General features: G+C 71.7%; 18 protein-coding genes. 14 read left to right on the top strand and 4 right to left on the bottom strand.

Going from position 1 to position 15,300, the window contains the following annotated elements; genetic code table 11:
• The first annotated feature begins 116 nt into the window (after positions 1-116).
• The 14 genes from ABD329_RS34295 (at position 117) to ABD329_RS34230 (ending at position 11,545) form a co-directional block, all read left to right on the top strand.
• Positions 117-2,612: a beta-glucosidase family protein gene (locus ABD329_RS34295; RefSeq protein ID WP_198278656.1), complete on the top strand. Its 2,496-nt coding sequence runs from the start codon at positions 117-119 to the stop codon at positions 2,610-2,612.
• 94 nt (positions 2,613-2,706) lie between these two features.
• Positions 2,707-3,501 carry an SDR family NAD(P)-dependent oxidoreductase gene (locus ABD329_RS34290; RefSeq protein WP_198278657.1) on the top strand — a complete coding sequence of 265 codons (795 nt, stop codon included), beginning with the start codon at positions 2,707-2,709 and terminating at the stop codon, positions 3,499-3,501.
• Positions 3,502-3,636: 135 nt separating this feature from the next.
• Complete coding sequence (locus tag ABD329_RS34285) at positions 3,637-4,311, top strand: hypothetical protein (protein WP_198278658.1); 675 nt, start codon at positions 3,637-3,639, stop codon at positions 4,309-4,311.
• Positions 4,308-4,505 (top strand): helix-turn-helix domain-containing protein, encoded by a 198-nt coding sequence (locus tag ABD329_RS34280; RefSeq protein ID WP_198278659.1) that lies wholly within the window; start codon positions 4,308-4,310, stop codon positions 4,503-4,505. The genes ABD329_RS34285 and ABD329_RS34280 overlap by 4 nt, the downstream gene beginning before the upstream one ends.
• A gap of 165 nt (positions 4,506-4,670) precedes the next feature.
• Positions 4,671-5,078, top strand: coding sequence for a hypothetical protein (locus ABD329_RS34275; RefSeq protein ID WP_198278660.1), 408 nt, complete (start codon positions 4,671-4,673; stop codon positions 5,076-5,078).
• A 54-nt stretch (positions 5,079-5,132) separates the two neighbouring features.
• Positions 5,133-5,708 (top strand): phage tail tube protein, encoded by a 576-nt coding sequence (locus ABD329_RS34270; protein ID WP_198278661.1) that lies wholly within the window; start codon positions 5,133-5,135, stop codon positions 5,706-5,708.
• 40 nt (positions 5,709-5,748) lie between these two features.
• A complete protein-coding gene (locus ABD329_RS34265) occupies positions 5,749-6,039 on the top strand; it encodes a hypothetical protein (RefSeq protein ID WP_198278662.1) in 291 nt (96 codons plus the stop codon).
• A 14-nt stretch (positions 6,040-6,053) separates the two neighbouring features.
• Positions 6,054-6,443 carry a hypothetical protein gene (locus tag ABD329_RS34260; protein ID WP_198278663.1) on the top strand — a complete coding sequence of 130 codons (390 nt, stop codon included), beginning with the start codon at positions 6,054-6,056 and terminating at the stop codon, positions 6,441-6,443.
• Between the two features lie 15 nt (positions 6,444-6,458).
• Positions 6,459-7,067 carry a hypothetical protein gene (locus ABD329_RS34255; protein WP_344317384.1) on the top strand — a complete coding sequence of 203 codons (609 nt, stop codon included), beginning with the start codon at positions 6,459-6,461 and terminating at the stop codon, positions 7,065-7,067.
• A 14-nt stretch (positions 7,068-7,081) separates the two neighbouring features.
• A complete protein-coding gene (locus ABD329_RS34250; RefSeq protein WP_198278665.1) occupies positions 7,082-8,239 on the top strand; it encodes a phage tail family protein in 1,158 nt (385 codons plus the stop codon).
• Between the two features lies 1 nt (position 8,240).
• On the top strand, positions 8,241-9,152 hold the full coding sequence (locus ABD329_RS34245; protein WP_198278666.1) for a phage distal tail protein: 912 nt from the start codon (positions 8,241-8,243) through the stop codon (positions 9,150-9,152).
• Between the two features lie 58 nt (positions 9,153-9,210).
• Positions 9,211-10,254: a hypothetical protein gene (locus ABD329_RS34240; protein ID WP_198278667.1), complete on the top strand. Its 1,044-nt coding sequence runs from the start codon at positions 9,211-9,213 to the stop codon at positions 10,252-10,254.
• Positions 10,251-11,348, top strand: coding sequence for a hypothetical protein (locus ABD329_RS34235; protein WP_309142791.1), 1,098 nt, complete (start codon positions 10,251-10,253; stop codon positions 11,346-11,348). Before ABD329_RS34240 ends, ABD329_RS34235 begins: the two co-directional genes overlap by 4 nt.
• A complete protein-coding gene (locus tag ABD329_RS34230; protein ID WP_198278668.1) occupies positions 11,348-11,545 on the top strand; it encodes a hypothetical protein in 198 nt (65 codons plus the stop codon). The genes ABD329_RS34235 and ABD329_RS34230 overlap by 1 nt, the downstream gene beginning before the upstream one ends.
• A 105-nt stretch (positions 11,546-11,650) precedes the next feature.
• On the opposite strand, the gene ABD329_RS34225 is transcribed toward ABD329_RS34230, so the two are convergent.
• Genes ABD329_RS34225 through ABD329_RS34210 form a run of 4 tightly spaced genes read right to left on the bottom strand, consistent with a single transcriptional unit; the run spans position 11,651 to position 15,263 of the window.
• Positions 11,651-12,772: a class I SAM-dependent methyltransferase gene (locus ABD329_RS34225; RefSeq protein ID WP_198278669.1), complete on the bottom strand. Its 1,122-nt coding sequence runs from the start codon at positions 12,770-12,772 to the stop codon at positions 11,651-11,653.
• Positions 12,769-14,109 carry a glycosyltransferase gene (locus ABD329_RS34220; RefSeq protein ID WP_344317383.1) on the bottom strand — a complete coding sequence of 447 codons (1,341 nt, stop codon included), beginning with the start codon at positions 14,107-14,109 and terminating at the stop codon, positions 12,769-12,771. The genes ABD329_RS34225 and ABD329_RS34220 overlap by 4 nt, the downstream gene beginning before the upstream one ends.
• The gene (locus tag ABD329_RS34215) at positions 14,109-15,005 is read right to left on the bottom strand and encodes an alpha/beta fold hydrolase (protein ID WP_425574412.1); all 897 of its coding nucleotides are present in this window, start codon (positions 15,003-15,005) and stop codon (positions 14,109-14,111) included. The genes ABD329_RS34220 and ABD329_RS34215 overlap by 1 nt, the downstream gene beginning before the upstream one ends.
• A 3-nt stretch (positions 15,006-15,008) precedes the next feature.
• Complete coding sequence (locus ABD329_RS34210; RefSeq protein ID WP_214665788.1) at positions 15,009-15,263, bottom strand: acyl carrier protein; 255 nt, start codon at positions 15,261-15,263, stop codon at positions 15,009-15,011.
• Positions 15,264-15,300 lie beyond the last annotated feature (37 nt).

Genomic DNA, 15,300 nt, shown 5'->3' with positions numbered 1-15,300 from the left:
AAGCGGCCGACCCCGTGATGTGATGTCCGCACGGTGTTCACCCGACGGACACCGGAGCCACGTCAGCACGCCTGCGTACACACACGTCTTCGAGCCGCGAGAGATGGAGTGACGCCATGCCGGGCGCCCTGTCACGCCGTTCCGCCCTGTCCCTCCTGGGAGGGGCGCTGGCCGTCGCCGCCACCGGTGGGAGCGGATGGCCCGCGGCCGCTTCCGGCCCCCGGGCCGCCACCGGGCCCGCCCCCGAACCCGGCTCGCGGGTGGGCTCCCTCCTCGGCCGGATGACGCTCGAGGAGAAGCTCGCGCTGTTGCACGGCGCGAAGGATCCCCACAGCCTCGGCCAGGCGGGGTACACCCCGGGCGTCCCCCGGCTCGGCGTTCCGCCGCTGCGGCTCGCGGACGGGCCCGCCGGCGTACGGGTCACCCGGCATGCCACCGCGCTGCCCGCGCCGGTGCTGCTCGCCTCCGCCTTCGACCCGGCCCTGGCGCGGGAGTACGGGCGCACCATCGGGCGCGAGGGCCGTGCGCTGGGCCAGGACGTGCTGCTCTCCCTCATGGTCAATCTCATCCGCACCCCGTACGCCGGGCGCAACTTCGAGACCTTCGGCGAGGACCCCCTGCTCGCCTCCGAGCTGGTGGCCGAGGAGGTGCGCGGTATCCAGGGCGAGGGTCTGATCGCCACCGTCAAGCACTTCGCCATGAACAACCAGGAGCGCGAGCGGGAGTCGATCGACGTCATCGCCGACGAGCGGACCATGCGGGAGATGGAGCTGCCCGGCTTCGAGGCGGCCGTGCGGGCGGGCGCGGGGGCGGTCATGGGCGCCTACAACAAGGTCAACGGCGCCTTCGCCGGTGAGAGCCGGCCGCTGCTGACCGGGGTGCTGCGCGAGGACTGGGGCTTCGACGGCTGGGTGATGACCGACTGGCACGCCGCCCACAGCACCGCGGCGGCCCTCGGCGCCGGGCTCGACATGGAGATGCCGGACGGAAAGTACTTCGGCGACGCCCTGCGGAAGGCGGTGGCCGACGGCACCGTACCGGAGGCCGAGGTGGACCGCGCCGCCAGCCGCGTCCTGACCGTCATGGACCGCTTCGGACTGCTGGGCGGCGGCGCCCCGCCGCGCCCCGGCCGGGACCCGGGGGCCGGGGCGCGCACCGCGTTGAAGGTCGCCACAGCGGGCGGCATCCTGCTGCGCAATGAGCGCGGCACACTGCCGCTGACCGGGTCCGCCGCCCGGTCGATCGCCGTGGTCGGGCCCACCGGTGCCATCCCCTTCGTCAGTGGCGGCGGCAGCGCCCATGTGGTCCCCGACCACGCCGCGAGCCCGCTGGAGGCGATCCGGAAGCGCGCCGGAAAGGGGGCCCGGGTGGACTACGCCCTGGGCGAGGACGTGTTCGGCAAGAAGATCCCCGCCTCCGCGCTCGCCCCCGCCACCGGGCTGGAGAAGCGGAAGGTGGCGGCGGGCGGGAGCTGGACGTACGAGGGCACCCTCACCGTGGCCGAGGCCGATGAGTGGACGTTCGTCCTGCACTTCAGCGGTCCGCCCACCGGCCGCCCGAAGGTGCTGCTGGACGGCGAGGAGCTGTTCCCGTTCCGGCCCGGCCTGGGCGAGTACTTCACCGGTGGCTTCGTCAGCGCCGCCCCGGACGGCCTCTCCGTGCGCCGGGCGGCCGTCGAACTGACGGCCGGAAAGCACCGGCTGAAGGTCACCGCCGAGGGCGGCGGAAAGGGGTTGACCTTCCGGCTGCGCCGCACCACCTCCGCCACCCGCGCCGCCGATGTGGCCGAGGCCGTGCGCGCCGCCCGCGCCGCGCACAGCGTGGTGCTCTTCGGCTACGAGGACGCCACCGAGGGCAGGGACCGGACCACCATCGCCCTCCCCGGCCACCAGAACGCGCTGATCGCCGCCGTGGCCAAGGCCAACCCGCGCACGACCGTCGTCCTGAACACCTCCTCGTGCACCTCGATGCCCTGGCTGAAGCGCACCGGCGCCGTCCTCCAGATGTACTACCCCGGCCAGGAGGGCGCCGCCGCCACCACCGCCCTGCTCTTCGGCGACGCCAACCCCGGCGGCAGGCTCACCCAGTCCTTCCCCGTCTCCGACGACCGCCACCCGATGGCCGGAGACCCCCTGCGCTACCCCGGGGTGAACGGCCGCGAGGAGTACTCCGAGGGCGTCCATGTCGGCTATCGCTGGTACGACGCCGAGGGGGTGCGGCCCCTCTTCCCCTTCGGCCACGGCCTGTCGTACACCACCTTCGGCTACGCGGGGCTGCGGCTGCGGCGGCGCGGCAGCGGTCTGGAGGCGGTCTTCACCGTGCGCAACACCGGGCGGCGGGCCGGGGCGGAGGTGGCCCAGGTGTACGTGGGGCCCTCGCCCGATCTGCCGCTCGACCAGGCCGAGCGGGCCCTGGCGGGCTTCCGGCGCATCCATCTGCGGCCCGGCCAGGCACGGAAGGTGACGGTGCGGCTGGCCGCCCGGACGCTGTCCGCCTGGGACTCCGAACGCCACGGATGGGTACTGGGCACCGGGCGCCGGACCGTGGAAGTGGGCTCCTCCTCGCGCGATCCGAGGCTGCGGGGGCATATCGAGGTCCGCCACGGGGCCTGACCGGCCACGGACGTCGTCGCACCGGGCTACGCTAGTATGGCGCGTGTGCAACTAAAGGCGCACGCAAGCAATTGGGCATCGACGAAGGAGCGCCGTGCAGATCGACCTTTCCGGTAGGACCGCCCTGGTCACCGGCTCCACGCAGGGCATTGGATACGCCATCGCCGCCGGACTGGCACGGGCGGGCGCCCGTGTCGCCGTCAACGGGCGCCGACAGGAGTCCGTCGAGGCCGCCATCCAGAAGCTGGAGGAGGACACGGAGGGCGGCGCGTTCCTCTCCGCTCCCGGTGACATCACCACCGAGGACGGCGCCCGCCAGGTCACCGACGCCGTGCCGGACGCCGATGTCCTGGTCAACAACCTCGGCGTCTTCGGGGCCACTCCGCCGCTGGAGATCAGCGACGATGAGTGGCGGCGCTATTTCGAGGTGAACGTCCTGGCCGCCGTCCGGATGATCCGCACCTACCTGCCCGGGATGAAGGACCGCTCCTGGGGCCGGATCATGAACGTGGCCAGTGACTCCGCCGTCGTCATCCCCGCCGAGATGATCCACTACGGGATGTCGAAGACCGCGCTGCTCGCCGTCACCCGTGGCTTCGCCAAGGACGCGGCCGGTACCGGGGTCACGGTCAACTCGCTGATCGCCGGGCCGACCCACACCGGCGGGGTCGAGGACTTCGTGTACGAGCTGGTGGACCCGGAGCTGCCCTGGGACGAGGCCCAGCGGGAGTTCATGGCCAAGCACCGGCCGCAGTCACTGATCCAGCGGCTGATCGAGCCCGAGGAGATCGCCCATATGGCGGTCTATCTGAGCTCCTCCTTCGCCTCGGCCACCACCGGCGGAGCCGTGCGCGTGGACGGCGGTTACGTCGACTCGATCCTCCCCTGACACCCGTCCGGCGCCTCCCCGATGCCTGCTCCGGCGCCCCCTGATCCCCGCTTCCGCGCGCCCTACCGGTGGGAACCGTTCCGCGCGGACCGGGGTCCCTAGGGAGCGAAGAAGCAGACGACCTGGGGGGTTCTGTTGAGCAATGACGCACTCGCGCATCCCGACCGCATCAGAGCGAGCCACTGGATCACCGTTCTGATACGGCAATTCCCCGAGCTCCAGGCGGAGTTGACGCCCTCCCCGCACCGCCCCGGCCTCGGCCTCGGCCGACAGCGGGGAGGCACCGACCGCCGCGGGCCTTCGGAGCCGTTGCGCCTGCGGGTCTCCGACACCGTACGCGACATCACCGACGGCGTCGTGGAGCTGGAGGAGGCCGTCCACGACCGGCTCGGGCTGCCACCCACGGGCAGAGGAACGGTCGAGGTCAGACTGGCCCGTCTCGCGGCGCTGCTGGAACGGGTCGAGGCCGACCCGTTGCTGATGCGCCATCTGCTGGACGAGATCAGCGGAATGGCGCGGCGCTGCTCGGGCGCGCTCGGGGACGCCGAGCCCGTGATCCGGCTGCGCGGCCGCTGCCCGCTGTGCGCCTCGGTCTCGCTGCGGGCCTTTCCGCTGCGCCGGGCGGTGCTGTGCATCAACCCCGGCTGCCGCTGCCCACACACCGCGTGCGGCTGCCATGCGGACCGGGCGCATCGGCACTCCTGGCCGGAGGGCGAGTGGGCGGAGCTGACGGCCGGCGGCGCGCTCGCCCTGGAGGAGATCGCCGCCGCCCTGGACGAAGGTTCCACCGTCGCGGCGGTGAGCCGATGAGGACCACACAGGCGCCCGAGTATCCGTTGCTGACCGCCGCCGTGGCCGCCGTGGAGGTGGGTGTCACCCCGGCCACCATCCGCAAGTGGGTGCAGTTGAAGCATCTGCGGCCCGCGGGGCGCCAGGGCAAGGCGTTCCTCTATCGGCTGGAGGATGTGTTCGCGGCCGAGCGGGCCACACGACGACATGTGTGACCTGCGGGACCCATGGTCATCTCGGCATAAGTGACGACAAGTGGTTGTCAATGGGCATCCGGCGCGTCACACTTGGTGCCAGCGGCGGAGCTGTGCCCCCTGGAGGGGCCACGGCCCGCCGCTTTTCGCTGTGCGCAGCCCCTGACCACAGCAAGGAGTGCGCGCATGACCGAGCCCTTGGTGATCTTTCCCGACGTCGAACGCCTCGTCGTCGAGCATCTGAAGAACCGCCCCGAACTGGCCGGGGTACTCGTGGACAACCGGACCCCACCGGACTTCGACGGGACGCAGAAGGCCGTGCTGGTCTCCCGGGCGGGTGGCGTCTGGGTCGAGGACATCCATCTCGACCAGCCGCTGGTCGACCTCGAGGTGTACGGCCCGGACAAGCCCACGGCCCACACCGTCGCCACGGCCGCCCGTACGGCGCTGTTCACCGTGCGCGGCACCACGTTCGGCACCGCCTGTGTCACCGATGTCTCCGAGGTGGACGGCCCCCGGTGGCTGCCCGACTACCTGCACGCCGCGGCCAGCCGCTATCTGTCCACGGCCCGGCTCTCCATCCGCCCGGCGTAGGCCACGCACCAGCCGACCGTCCGCCCTCATCACCACGCCACAAGGAGCAATCGCATGCCCGGAATGAACCCCAATGAGATCCGTGTCGCGGGGACCGGCCGCATCCTGACCGCCCCGCTCGGCACCGCCGTCCCGGCCGATGTCTCCACAGCCTGGGCGACGGACTGGAAGGACCTCGGGTACACCACCACCGACGGGATCAAGTTCAACAAGAAGGACAAGATCGACCCGGTGGACACCTGGCAGTCGGTCAGCCCGGCCCGCTTCGTCTACTCCGACCGCGACCTCACCGTGAAGTTCCAGCTGCTCCAGCTCAACGAGGACACCCTGCCGTTCTTCTTCGGCGGCGCCGTGGTGACGGAGACGGATGCCGAGTCCAAGGTGTACCGCTACGAACTCGCCGCCGAGCCGAAGAAGGACGAGCGGATGCTGGGCGTGGAGTTCGCGGACGGCGATGTCATCAGGTACCGGTTCGTGCTCCGCCGCGGCCAGGTCACCGAGACCGAGGAGCTCCAACTCACCCGCACGGCCGCGGTCCGGCTCGGGGTCACCTTCACGGCACTGGCCGTGGACAACAACACCCCGCTGGCCACCTGGCTGATGAACGACCCGGCGTTCGCCCCGTCCTGATCCCCTCCCCCGCCACGTCGATCGCGAAGGAGCCGCCGCCATGGCCGCGTTCAATGTCAACTCCGCCCGCGCCCAGCGCCTGGAGGCGCTGGGCCTGAGCTGGGACTTCGAGGTGGACGGGGAGACGTTCTCCCTGCCCACCGAGATCCCCCGCCGCTCGGCGCACGCGCTGGCCGAGCTGAAGGACAACGACCTGGACGGACTGCTCGCCCTCCTCATGGGCGAGGAGAGCTACCAGCGGCTGTGCCAACACGAGGTGAGCGTGCAGGACATCGCCGCCATCCTGGAGGCGTACGGCCAGGACACCGGGCTCGGCGTGGGGGAAGGCTGAGCCTCGGCGCGCTCGTGGAGGAGCACGCCGAGGCGCTGGAGGCCGATCTGCTGCGGTACTACGGCGTCGACCTGCTCGACTGGCACCGCGAGGCGCTGTCCTCGCGACGCCTGGCGGTCCTGGTGCGCCACCTTCCGCCGGACTCGGCGTTCGTACGGGCGCGGGAGGGCGAGGCCGCGGAGTGGAGGTTGACGGACCATCTGCTCGCCGCGGTCGTGGACCACTTGGCGATCGCCAACTGGATGTTCGCGTCGGCCAACCGAGACGAGTACGCGGACCCGCCGGAGGCACCGCTACCGGTACCCCGCCCGGGGGCAACCGATATGCCCGACGGCCCGCCCGCCGACCGAGCCGCCGACGACCACGCGCCGACGGCGGCGGAGTTGGCGCGGTTCTTCGGGTGACCTGTTGGAGGGATGATGGCGGACATCGTGCGGGACCTGCTCGGTACGGTGCAGGACCTGCGACAGACACTGGACAAGAAGCTCAAGGAGTGGAACGTCGAGCACGCCTGGGTGAAACAGGCGATCACCGGCTTGAACTCGGAGGCCAACGCCCTGAAGGCGGAGGTCACCGGTATCACTGGGGCCGCCAAGTGGGGCTCGGCCGAAGTCACCGGTGCCTCCGCCGGATTCAAGCTGTTCAACTTCGAGAAGACGCTGTTCGACGTGCAGGAGATGCGCGACAAGGCGAAGGGGCTGGATGCCGAATCCCTCAAGAGCAGCATCCAGGCCGTCCGTCAGATCGCCGAAAAGGCCGAGGCCGCCGAGGCCGTCAAGAGCAGTATCAGAGCCGTCCGTGAGATCGCCGAGAAGGCCGAGCGGGACAGCCAGCAGGCCCTGCGAAGGGGCAAGGACGCACTACAGAAGGCGGAGGCCGCCCACCGGCGGCAGCGCACGGCCGCGAGCAACGCCCGCGGCCCCATGCCACCCGGCCGGGTGTCGAACGTGCGGGACATCCATGAGGCGACCCGGGCCATCAACGAGCTGGAGCGACGCCTGAACGGTCTCGTCAGGGCTCTCGGCTGAGGAGGAGGCCGCCCATGTCACTGGCACAAGCGCTCAACCGATCCGTCTCCGGCTTCCGCGGCCTGCGCAGCACCGTGGGCCAGACCGATACCAGCGTCTCCAAGTTCGCCCGTACCGCGACGCAGGCGGGCTCCGCCGTCGGCCGGATCAAGGGCGATGTCGACAAGTCGGCCAACTCGATGCGCACCCTGCAACGAGAGGCCAACGCCGCCGAACGCAGCGTGGCCAAGAGCGGGAAGTCCATGACCACCGCCGGCCGTAGCGCGGCGACCGGTGGCGGGCTCATGGGCCGGATGAGGACGGGGCTCCAGGGGGTGACCACGGCCCAGAAGGGCCTGAACACCGCCATGAAGTCCAACGTGTTCGGCGCCATCATGGCGCTGCTGATGCCGCTGATCATGAAGCTCGTCGACATGGCGATGCAGTCCAAGACGGTCCAGCGCATCGTCCAGGCCGCCTTCAGGATCATCGGCCAGGTCATCGGCTCCACCATGCGCGTGGCGAAACAAGTGGTGCAGACGACCTGGAACGGCATCAAGGCGGCGTTCACGGTCGTGCTGAAGGTCATCTGGACCGTGGTGAAGACGTACTTCAACATCTACAAGACCATCATCACCACGGTCATCCACGCCATCATGGCCGTGGTCCGGCCCCTGCTGTCCTTCTTCTCGGAACGGATCCCTGGCGCCTTCCGCTCCGCCCGCAACGGCATCCAGCGCGCCTTCAGCGGGCTGGCGGGCATCGTCCGGGGCGCCTTCAGCGCCGTGCTCGGAGCCGTGCGCGGGCCGCTCAACGGGGTGATCGGGCTGGTCAACCGGGCGATCGGCGCGCTGAACCGGGTCAAGGTCTCGGTGCCCTCCTGGGTGCCGGGGATCGGTGGCCAGTCGTTCGGGGTGAACATCCCCACCATTCCCACGCTCGCCCAGGGCGGCATCGTGCTGCCTCGCCCCGGTGGCACGCTCGCGCTGCTCGCCGAGGGCGGGCAGGCCGAGGCGGTGCTGCCGCTGAACCGGCTGAGCACCCTGCTCGCCCGCACCGGGCCCGCGCCCGCCCTGGCGGGACCCGGTGGGCCGGGTGGCGGACTGGTCATCGAGCACTACCACGAAGCCCCGGGCGGCAGCGCCCGGCAGACCGCCGAGGATCTGATGTTCCTGATGAAGGCGAGGGGGTGACATGACGGACGAGACCACCGCCACCGAGCCGGGGCCGCTCATCACCACCGATGGGCAGGTGCAGTGGGCCGGGCTGCTCATGGGACCCGGCACCAACTACTGGATCGCCGCCGAAGGGCTCACCGGCTGGGAGGAGTTGCCCGCGCTGGACACCTCCGACGCGGACCGCCCCGTGGGGCACGGCGGCTGGCCCGGCTCACAGTGGGCGCAGGCCCGTACGGTCACCGCGCAGGTGTGGTTCGCACCCGATCCGGACGCCGGGCCCGAGGCCGTGCGGGACGCGCTGCGCGCGCTGCGTACCGCCACCGCCGTACGCGACGAGGAGGAGTGGCTGGCCGTACGCCTGCACGGCGAGACGCTGGCCGTACGGGCCCGGGTCACCCAGCGCGTGGTCCCCACCGACCGGCAGTTCGCCACGAGCCGGCTGGCGAAGATGACGCTCCAGTGGAAGGCGAGCGATCCACGCCGGTACGAGGTGATGGGCCGGCGGGAGACCGCCGGTCTCCCCCGGCCGGAGCCCGGCCTGACCTGGCCGCTCGGCTGGCCGCTCGCCTGGGGCACCCCCGAGTCCACCGGCGATCTGAACGTGGAGAACGCCGGCAGCGCCCCGGCCCACCCCGTGATCACCTTCACCGGTCCCTGTGCCACACCACGGCTGGCCAATCGCACCACCGGTGACTGGCTGGAGTACGCCATCGCCCTGGCCTCCGACGACCGGCTCGTCGTCGACACCGCCGAGGGAACCGTGGTGTTCAACGACACCGCCTCCCGTCGGCACACCGCGACACCGGGCAGTGCCCCCGAGGAGTCGTTCACCCTGCCGCCCGGCACCTCTCAGCTGTCGTTCCGGGCCGAGTCCGCGTCCGATGGGACAGCGGACGTCACCGTCGCGTGGCGCGGCGCCGACTGGTGACCGCCCCAATCCGTCCACCGGCCCGCACCAGCCTCTTCCCGTATCCAGGAGCCGTTTCATGACCGTTCGTTCCGCCTGGCATCTGCCCAATGGACAGACCCGTGAGGACACCCGGCTGGCCGTCGGCCTCGGTATGGCGTCGGCAGCACCGCTGCTGACCCGGGCGGGGTGTGTGTTCGGCGGGTTGCGCCTCACCGGCACCGCCGCCACCGGCATGCAGGCCAAGCTCTCCCCCGGCCAGGTGTGGGTCCCCGGCACCTCCACCGGGGCCCAGGGCGGCTACCCCGTGACCGTCGACGCCGACACTCTGCTGACCTTCGCCGACGGCCATGCCAGTCTGCCGCGTGTGGACGCGGTGATCGTACGGGTCTACGACACCGATTACGACGGCTCGGGGAAGTACGAGGCAGCGCTGGAGGTGCTCCAGGGAACTGCGGCGAGCTCACCCACCGCGCCAGCCGTGCCCAAGAGCGCCGAACTCCTCTACGAGGTCGCCATACCCGCCGGGGCGTCCGCCGCCAAGGGCATCACCTGGGCTTCCGCCATCACCGACCGCCGCCGCTACACCGCGGCGCTCGGCGGTATCGTCCCCGCCGCGGGCGGCGCGCCGCACAACGGGGCGTACGCCGGACAGTACCGCGACGCGGACGGCCGGCTGGAGCGCTGGGACGGCGCCCAGTGGACCAAGCTCATTCCCGACACCGTGCTCCGGCACACCGCGGACTGGGGCGGCACCACTTCCACCTCGTATCTCGAGATCCTCCCCATCGACACCACCCTCCCCCTCTTCGCCACCTTCACCGCGCCGCCCTCGCGGTGGGTGTCCCTCACCTTCGGCGCTTTCACGGCCGCCGACGGGAACGCCACCGCGTACATCTCGTTCCGGCTCCGGACGCAGAGCGGCACCGAGGTGCTCACTCCGTCCGACGACCGCGCGGCGATCCTCGATGGTGCCGGACGGGCCTCCATCTCCACCTGCTTCCCGGTGGGGAACCTCACCCCCGGCGCCGTCTACACCGTGACCGCCGCCTACCGTTCCTCCGTCGCCGGGACGCGTGTGCACTTCGACAGCCGTTTCATCCGCGTCGACCCCGTGGCGTGACCGCCGTGGACGCCTGCTACCGCGCCGTCTTCACCGATCTGCGCACCGACCAGGCCATCGATGTACTGCCCCTGCGGGAGGTGGAGTACGACGACTATCTCGGCAAGCCGGGATCCCTGACCGCCACCCTTCCGGTGCCCGACGCCCGGATGGCCCGGCGGGTGCGGGAGCTGGTGGAGGGGCGCACCGCCGTCTATCTGGAGCGGGGGGACGAGGTCTGCTGGGGTGGCATCGTCTGGACGCTGACCCCGGCCACGGACGACCGGGGCCTCACCACGGTCGGGCTTCAGGCGGCCACCTTCGACTCCTACGCGGGCCGTCGCTACATCCGCGCGAATCTGAGCTTCACCGCGCTCGACCATCTGGAGATCGTCCGCCGGCTGTGGGACTACATGCAGGGATCCGAGGGCGGCCACATCGGCGTGGAGTACGAGCCGACGGCCCCCACCGCGGCCCGTACGGTGGCCTACAGCGACGGTGACGAGACCCTGGTGGAGGAGGCGATCGGGCAACTCGCGGCGATGGAACCGGGTTTCGAGCACCGGATCGCGGTGTACCGGGATCCGGTGACCGGGCGGCGGGTGAAGCTGCTCCAGCTGGGCTCTCCCACGATCCGGGTGGGCAGCCAGCCGGTGATGCTGGATCTGCCGGGCGATGTGCTGTCGTACTCCTTCCCCCGCGACGCCACGCGCGGCGGGACGACCGCGCGGGCCAGGGGCGGCACCCCGGAGGGCGGGGCCGGCGGCCCGGTGATGTCCGGGGAACAGGTGGCGGAGGATCTCCTCGCGGCCGGGTTCCCCCGCCTGGACACCTCGTCCGACCACAGCAATGTCACCGACAAGGCGACGCTCGACGCGTTCGCCCGGTCCGAACTCGCCGCTCTGCGCGGCACGGTGGTCATCCCCTCGGTGCGGATCCGCCTCGGCTCGGGCACCACACCCGCGCTGCTCGGCACCACCGTGCGGCTGCGCATCAAGGACGTGTGGTTCTCCGAGGGGCTGGACGCCCGCTACCGCGTCGTCGGCATCAAGGTCACCGCCCCGGAGCGGGGACGTCCGGAGACCGCCGATCTGTATCTGGAGGAGGCAGACTGATGGCGAACCTGCCCGAGGACATCGTGGACCGGATCAGGGCCCTGGAACGTCAGGTGCACCGGCTCACCACCTATGTCAACAGCAAACCCGGCGGGACGCCGGCGGCCCTGGCCGCCACCGAGCCGCCGCCCCCGCAGGCCCCGGAAACCTCCGGGGAGGAGCCGCCACCGCCCGGCGGCACGGCGACGGCCCCCTGACGTCCGGTCCCGGCGGGGTGGCTCAGCCGCCGCGCGGGCCGGTCACCACGCCTCGACATCGCCGTGCATCACCCCCCGGGCCCCGGAGCGGGACCCGGGGCCACCTCAACGGGGGCCGGAACGGGCGGCGGCATCACACCGGGCCACCACCCGATAGGCGTTGGACATCTTGCCGAACCCGGCCAGTGGCTTGAGCAGCAGACGGTCGAGTGCGGTCGCGACCACGAGGGCGGGCACGCCCGCCAGCAGGATCGCGCAGCGCAGCAGCCAGCGGAGCCGGCCGGGCGGCTTGGCGAGGGAGGGGGCGTCATCGGGCGGGGCGATCGCGTTGAGCGCCAGCCAGACGGCCCCGAGCAGATCGACGGTGTCCGAAGGGCCGCGGTGCTGTTCGTCGGTCACGGTGAAGCCCAGCGCGGTCAGCTCCTCGCGGAGGTTGGCCACCGGAAGGAAGTGCAGATGCTGGGGCTGGAGCCAGGGGAGCCAGAACCGGCCGAAGAGCCGGCCGAACCAGCACTCCGCGTCGGGCACCTCGATCAGCAGATGGCCACCGGGCCGCAGGGCGCGGCGGGCGGCGCGGAGTTCGGCGCGCGGGTCCGTGCTGTGCTCCAGGTAGTGGAACATGCTCACCACGTCGTAGCTCCCGGCCAGCCGCTCCTCGGCCAACTCGGGGAAGCTGCCGCGGATGGCCCGGTCGATGCGGCCCGTGCGCTCGGCCAGTTCGACACCGGCGGTGAAGTCGAGTCCGTCGAAGCGGGTGCCGGGGAAGACGGTGCGGGCCACCTCGGGGAAGTGGCCGTGTCCGGTGCCGACGTCGAGCCAGGTCTTCGGGGGCTCGGCGGAGGGCTCCTGGAACACCGCGCGCCGCCGGTACACCTTGTCCCGCCCGGAGAAGACATTGCCGAGCTCGATCTCCCCCATCCCGTCGTAGAAGTCGCGGTAGTAGAACTCCAGGCCGTCGTCGTTCAGCCGTGGGTTCTGGAAGACGTGGCGGCAGTCCCGGCATCTGTCGAGCCGGAAGCGGCCGGGTTTGCTCTGGTACCGGTCCTTGGTGCGCAGCCGCCGCACCAGCCGCGTGGAGCCGCACCACGGGCAGTCGGTGCGGCGGGGTTCGAAGAACCGCTCGGTGCCCCGCGCCAGATCGGCCTGGTAGCGGGGGCGCAGCGCGGCGACGGTCTCGGCCCGGGACGGCTTCTCCGGTACGCGGGGTGGGGCGCTCTCGCGGCTCATCGTTCCCCTTCCGGGGTCGCGGTGGGGTGGGTGGTGGCACTCGCGGTGGCATGGGGGGCGGCCACTGAGGCGTGGGTGGCGGCGCTCGCGGTGGCCAGCCGCTCCAGATGGGTGGCGGCCGCGGTGGCACCGCCCGCCGCGCGGAAGGACGCGCCCACCCGCTCGGCCGCGGCGCGGTAGCGCGGTTCGTCCAGCACGGCGTCGAGCGCCTCGCCGATGGCCGCCGCCCGCACCCTGCCGAAGCGCACCCGGATGCCCGCGCCCGCGTCGACCACCTGGGCGGCCACCACCGGCTGGTCGTCCCGGATGGGCGCCACGACGAGCGGTACTCCGTGCCAGAGGGTTTCGCAGACGGTGTTGTGGCCGGCGTGGCAGACGACCGCGTTCACCCGTCGCAGCAGGGGGAGTTGGGGGACGTACCGGCGCACCAGGATGTCGTTGTCGTGCGGCGTGTCGGGGTCGAGTACTTCGTCGGGGCCGAGTGCGTCGTCGGGGTCGAGTGCGTCGTCGGGGTCGACGATGACCGTCTGGATGCGACCGGCCCGTGCCCGTACGGCCTCATGGCACTCGGTGAGGAAGCGCGCCCCGGCGTCGGTGTTCGCGGTGCCGAGCGTGATGAGGACGGCGGGGCGCGTGGGGTCCAGCCACTCCCAGGGGAAGTCCCTCCCGGCCGGTCGCTCGGCGATCGACGGGCCCACATAGTGGATGCGGTCGCCCGCCCGGGCCGGTCGTCCGGCCAGTTCCTCGGTGGTGAAGGCGAGGACGAGATCCGGTGAGAACCGGGGATCGGCCGTGCCCCGCGGGTCGCCGATCCGGCCCCGCACCTCGTGCAGCAGCCCGTCCAGCCAGGCGTCGATCTTGGGCATCCCGTCCAGCGCGCCCGTGAACTCCGCCGAGGTGGTGGCGGATGTGGCCCAGCGCACCCCCAGCCGTTCGGCCACCAGCGCGCCCGCCACGGTCTGCTGGTCGGCGATCACCACATCGGGGCGGAACTCCGCGATGGCCTTGGCCACACCCGGGGCCATGGCCTCGGCGAGCGGCACCAGGAACCGCTCCCACAGGAACTTCAGCGCCGCGGGACCGCGTACGTCCGGTGGCCGACCCGCCCCGCCCTCGCCCAGCACCGGCCCGGCGCAGCGGTGGACCGTCGTCCCCGGCCCGGTCAGCCGCTCGACGACCTCGGGCACCCCGGCCCAGGCCACCTGGTGTCCGCGTGCGGTCAGTTCGGCCGCGATGCCGAGGGTGGGGTTGACGTGGCCGACGAGCGGGGGCACGACGAAGAGAAAGCGGCGGGGTATGCCGGGTGAGGCTTCCGGATCCCTGCTCGGTTCGCTCATCAGGCATCGGCCTCCAGGGCCGCCGCCGCGGTGCTGGTGGCGCCATGGCGCTCGTGTTCACGTTCGTGTTCATGCTCGTCGATCCAGGACAGCAGCAGTTCGCGGATGCGCGTGGGTGCCTCGGCGAGGACCGAGTGGCCCTGCCCCGGCAGGACGACGGTCCGGGTGCCGGGCAGCACCGACTCCAACCACCGCTCCTGCCCCGCGAGTTCGGAATCGGCTCCGTAGACGGCCAGTACCGGGCAGCGCACCGCGCGGACCTGCTCCTCGCTCACCACCCGGCTCGACGGTACGTCCTCGGCGATGGTGGTCGTACGGACCAGCCGGGCGGCCGACTTGGCCAGCCGTGCGGTGTGGGCGCCCCGGTTGGCACCCACCCAGGCCAGCGACTCGGCCTCGTGGACGACCAGTTCCTCCTCGACGCGCCGGAGGATCCCGCTGATCTCGGTCAGCCAGCTCTCGGTGGCGGGCTTCGCCTCGATCACCGCGATGCCGGCCACCCGCTCCGGATGGCGCATGGCGTAGGCGAACGCCACCGTTCCGCCGAAGCAGTTGCCCACCAGGTGGACCGGACCGGTGATGTCCAGCCGGTCGAGCAGCCGCTCCAGATCGGTGACGAAGGTGTCCAGCCGGTAGCCGGAGCCGGGCCGCTCGCTGCGGCCGTGTCCCCGCTGGTCGTACATCACCACCTCAAGACCGGCGGCGGCGAGGTCCGGGGCCACCGTGAAGTACCAGCTGGCGAGGGAGTCGGTGAGCAGGCCGTGGATGAGCACGGCGGTGGCGGTGGGCGGACGGCCGCCGGGCGGGGACAGCCGCTGGACATGCAGCCGGACGCCGTCCGTCCCGGCATGCGGGCCGTCGTGGCCGGTGGCGTGGTCGGTGTCGATCATCGCCATGGGTCAGCGCTCCCGGGCGGTCCTGAGGCACCGGACGACATACTCGACGAGCCGCCCCACGGTGAGGTCGATGATCTCGTCGAGCTCGAGATCGGCCACGAACTCGGCGAAGTTGACCTGTCTGCCGTACCGGGCCTCCAGGCTGCCGGCCAGGGTCACCAGGTCGATGCTCTCCAGCTCCAGATCCTCGGTGAAGCGGGTCTCCATGGTGATCTCGATATCGTCGAGGCCGTATTCGTCGAGCATCGTCCGGAGCATCCCGGAGATCTCCGCGAGCACGGCCGGTGCGTCGGGC

Source organism: Streptomyces javensis, from assembly GCF_039525925.1.
Lineage (GTDB): Bacteria > Actinomycetota > Actinomycetes > Streptomycetales > Streptomycetaceae > Streptomyces > Streptomyces asiaticus.
This window is presented reverse-complemented; position numbering and strand designations above follow the sequence as displayed.

Coding starts and splice junctions, on each gene's coding strand:
- ABD329_RS34295 (WP_198278656.1), top strand. CDS start 117: ATGCCGGGCGCCCTGTCACGCCGTTCCGCCCTGTCCCTCCTGGGAGGG.
- ABD329_RS34280 (WP_198278659.1), top strand. CDS start 4,308: ATGAGGACCACACAGGCGCCCGAGTATCCGTTGCTGACCGCCGCCGTG.
- ABD329_RS34275 (WP_198278660.1), top strand. CDS start 4,671: ATGACCGAGCCCTTGGTGATCTTTCCCGACGTCGAACGCCTCGTCGTC.
- ABD329_RS34270 (WP_198278661.1), top strand. CDS start 5,133: ATGCCCGGAATGAACCCCAATGAGATCCGTGTCGCGGGGACCGGCCGC.
- ABD329_RS34265 (WP_198278662.1), top strand. CDS start 5,749: ATGGCCGCGTTCAATGTCAACTCCGCCCGCGCCCAGCGCCTGGAGGCG.
- ABD329_RS34255 (WP_344317384.1), top strand. CDS start 6,459: ATGGCGGACATCGTGCGGGACCTGCTCGGTACGGTGCAGGACCTGCGA.
- ABD329_RS34250 (WP_198278665.1), top strand. CDS start 7,082: ATGTCACTGGCACAAGCGCTCAACCGATCCGTCTCCGGCTTCCGCGGC.
- ABD329_RS34245 (WP_198278666.1), top strand. CDS start 8,241: ATGACGGACGAGACCACCGCCACCGAGCCGGGGCCGCTCATCACCACC.
- ABD329_RS34240 (WP_198278667.1), top strand. CDS start 9,211: ATGACCGTTCGTTCCGCCTGGCATCTGCCCAATGGACAGACCCGTGAG.
- ABD329_RS34230 (WP_198278668.1), top strand. CDS start 11,348: ATGGCGAACCTGCCCGAGGACATCGTGGACCGGATCAGGGCCCTGGAA.
- ABD329_RS34225 (WP_198278669.1), bottom strand. CDS start 12,772: ATGAGCCGCGAGAGCGCCCCACCCCGCGTACCGGAGAAGCCGTCCCGG.
- ABD329_RS34220 (WP_344317383.1), bottom strand. CDS start 14,109: ATGAGCGAACCGAGCAGGGATCCGGAAGCCTCACCCGGCATACCCCGC.
- ABD329_RS34215 (WP_425574412.1), bottom strand. CDS start 15,005: ATGGCGATGATCGACACCGACCACGCCACCGGCCACGACGGCCCGCAT.
- ABD329_RS34210 (WP_214665788.1), bottom strand. CDS start 15,263: ATGCTCCGGACGATGCTCGACGAATACGGCCTCGACGATATCGAGATC.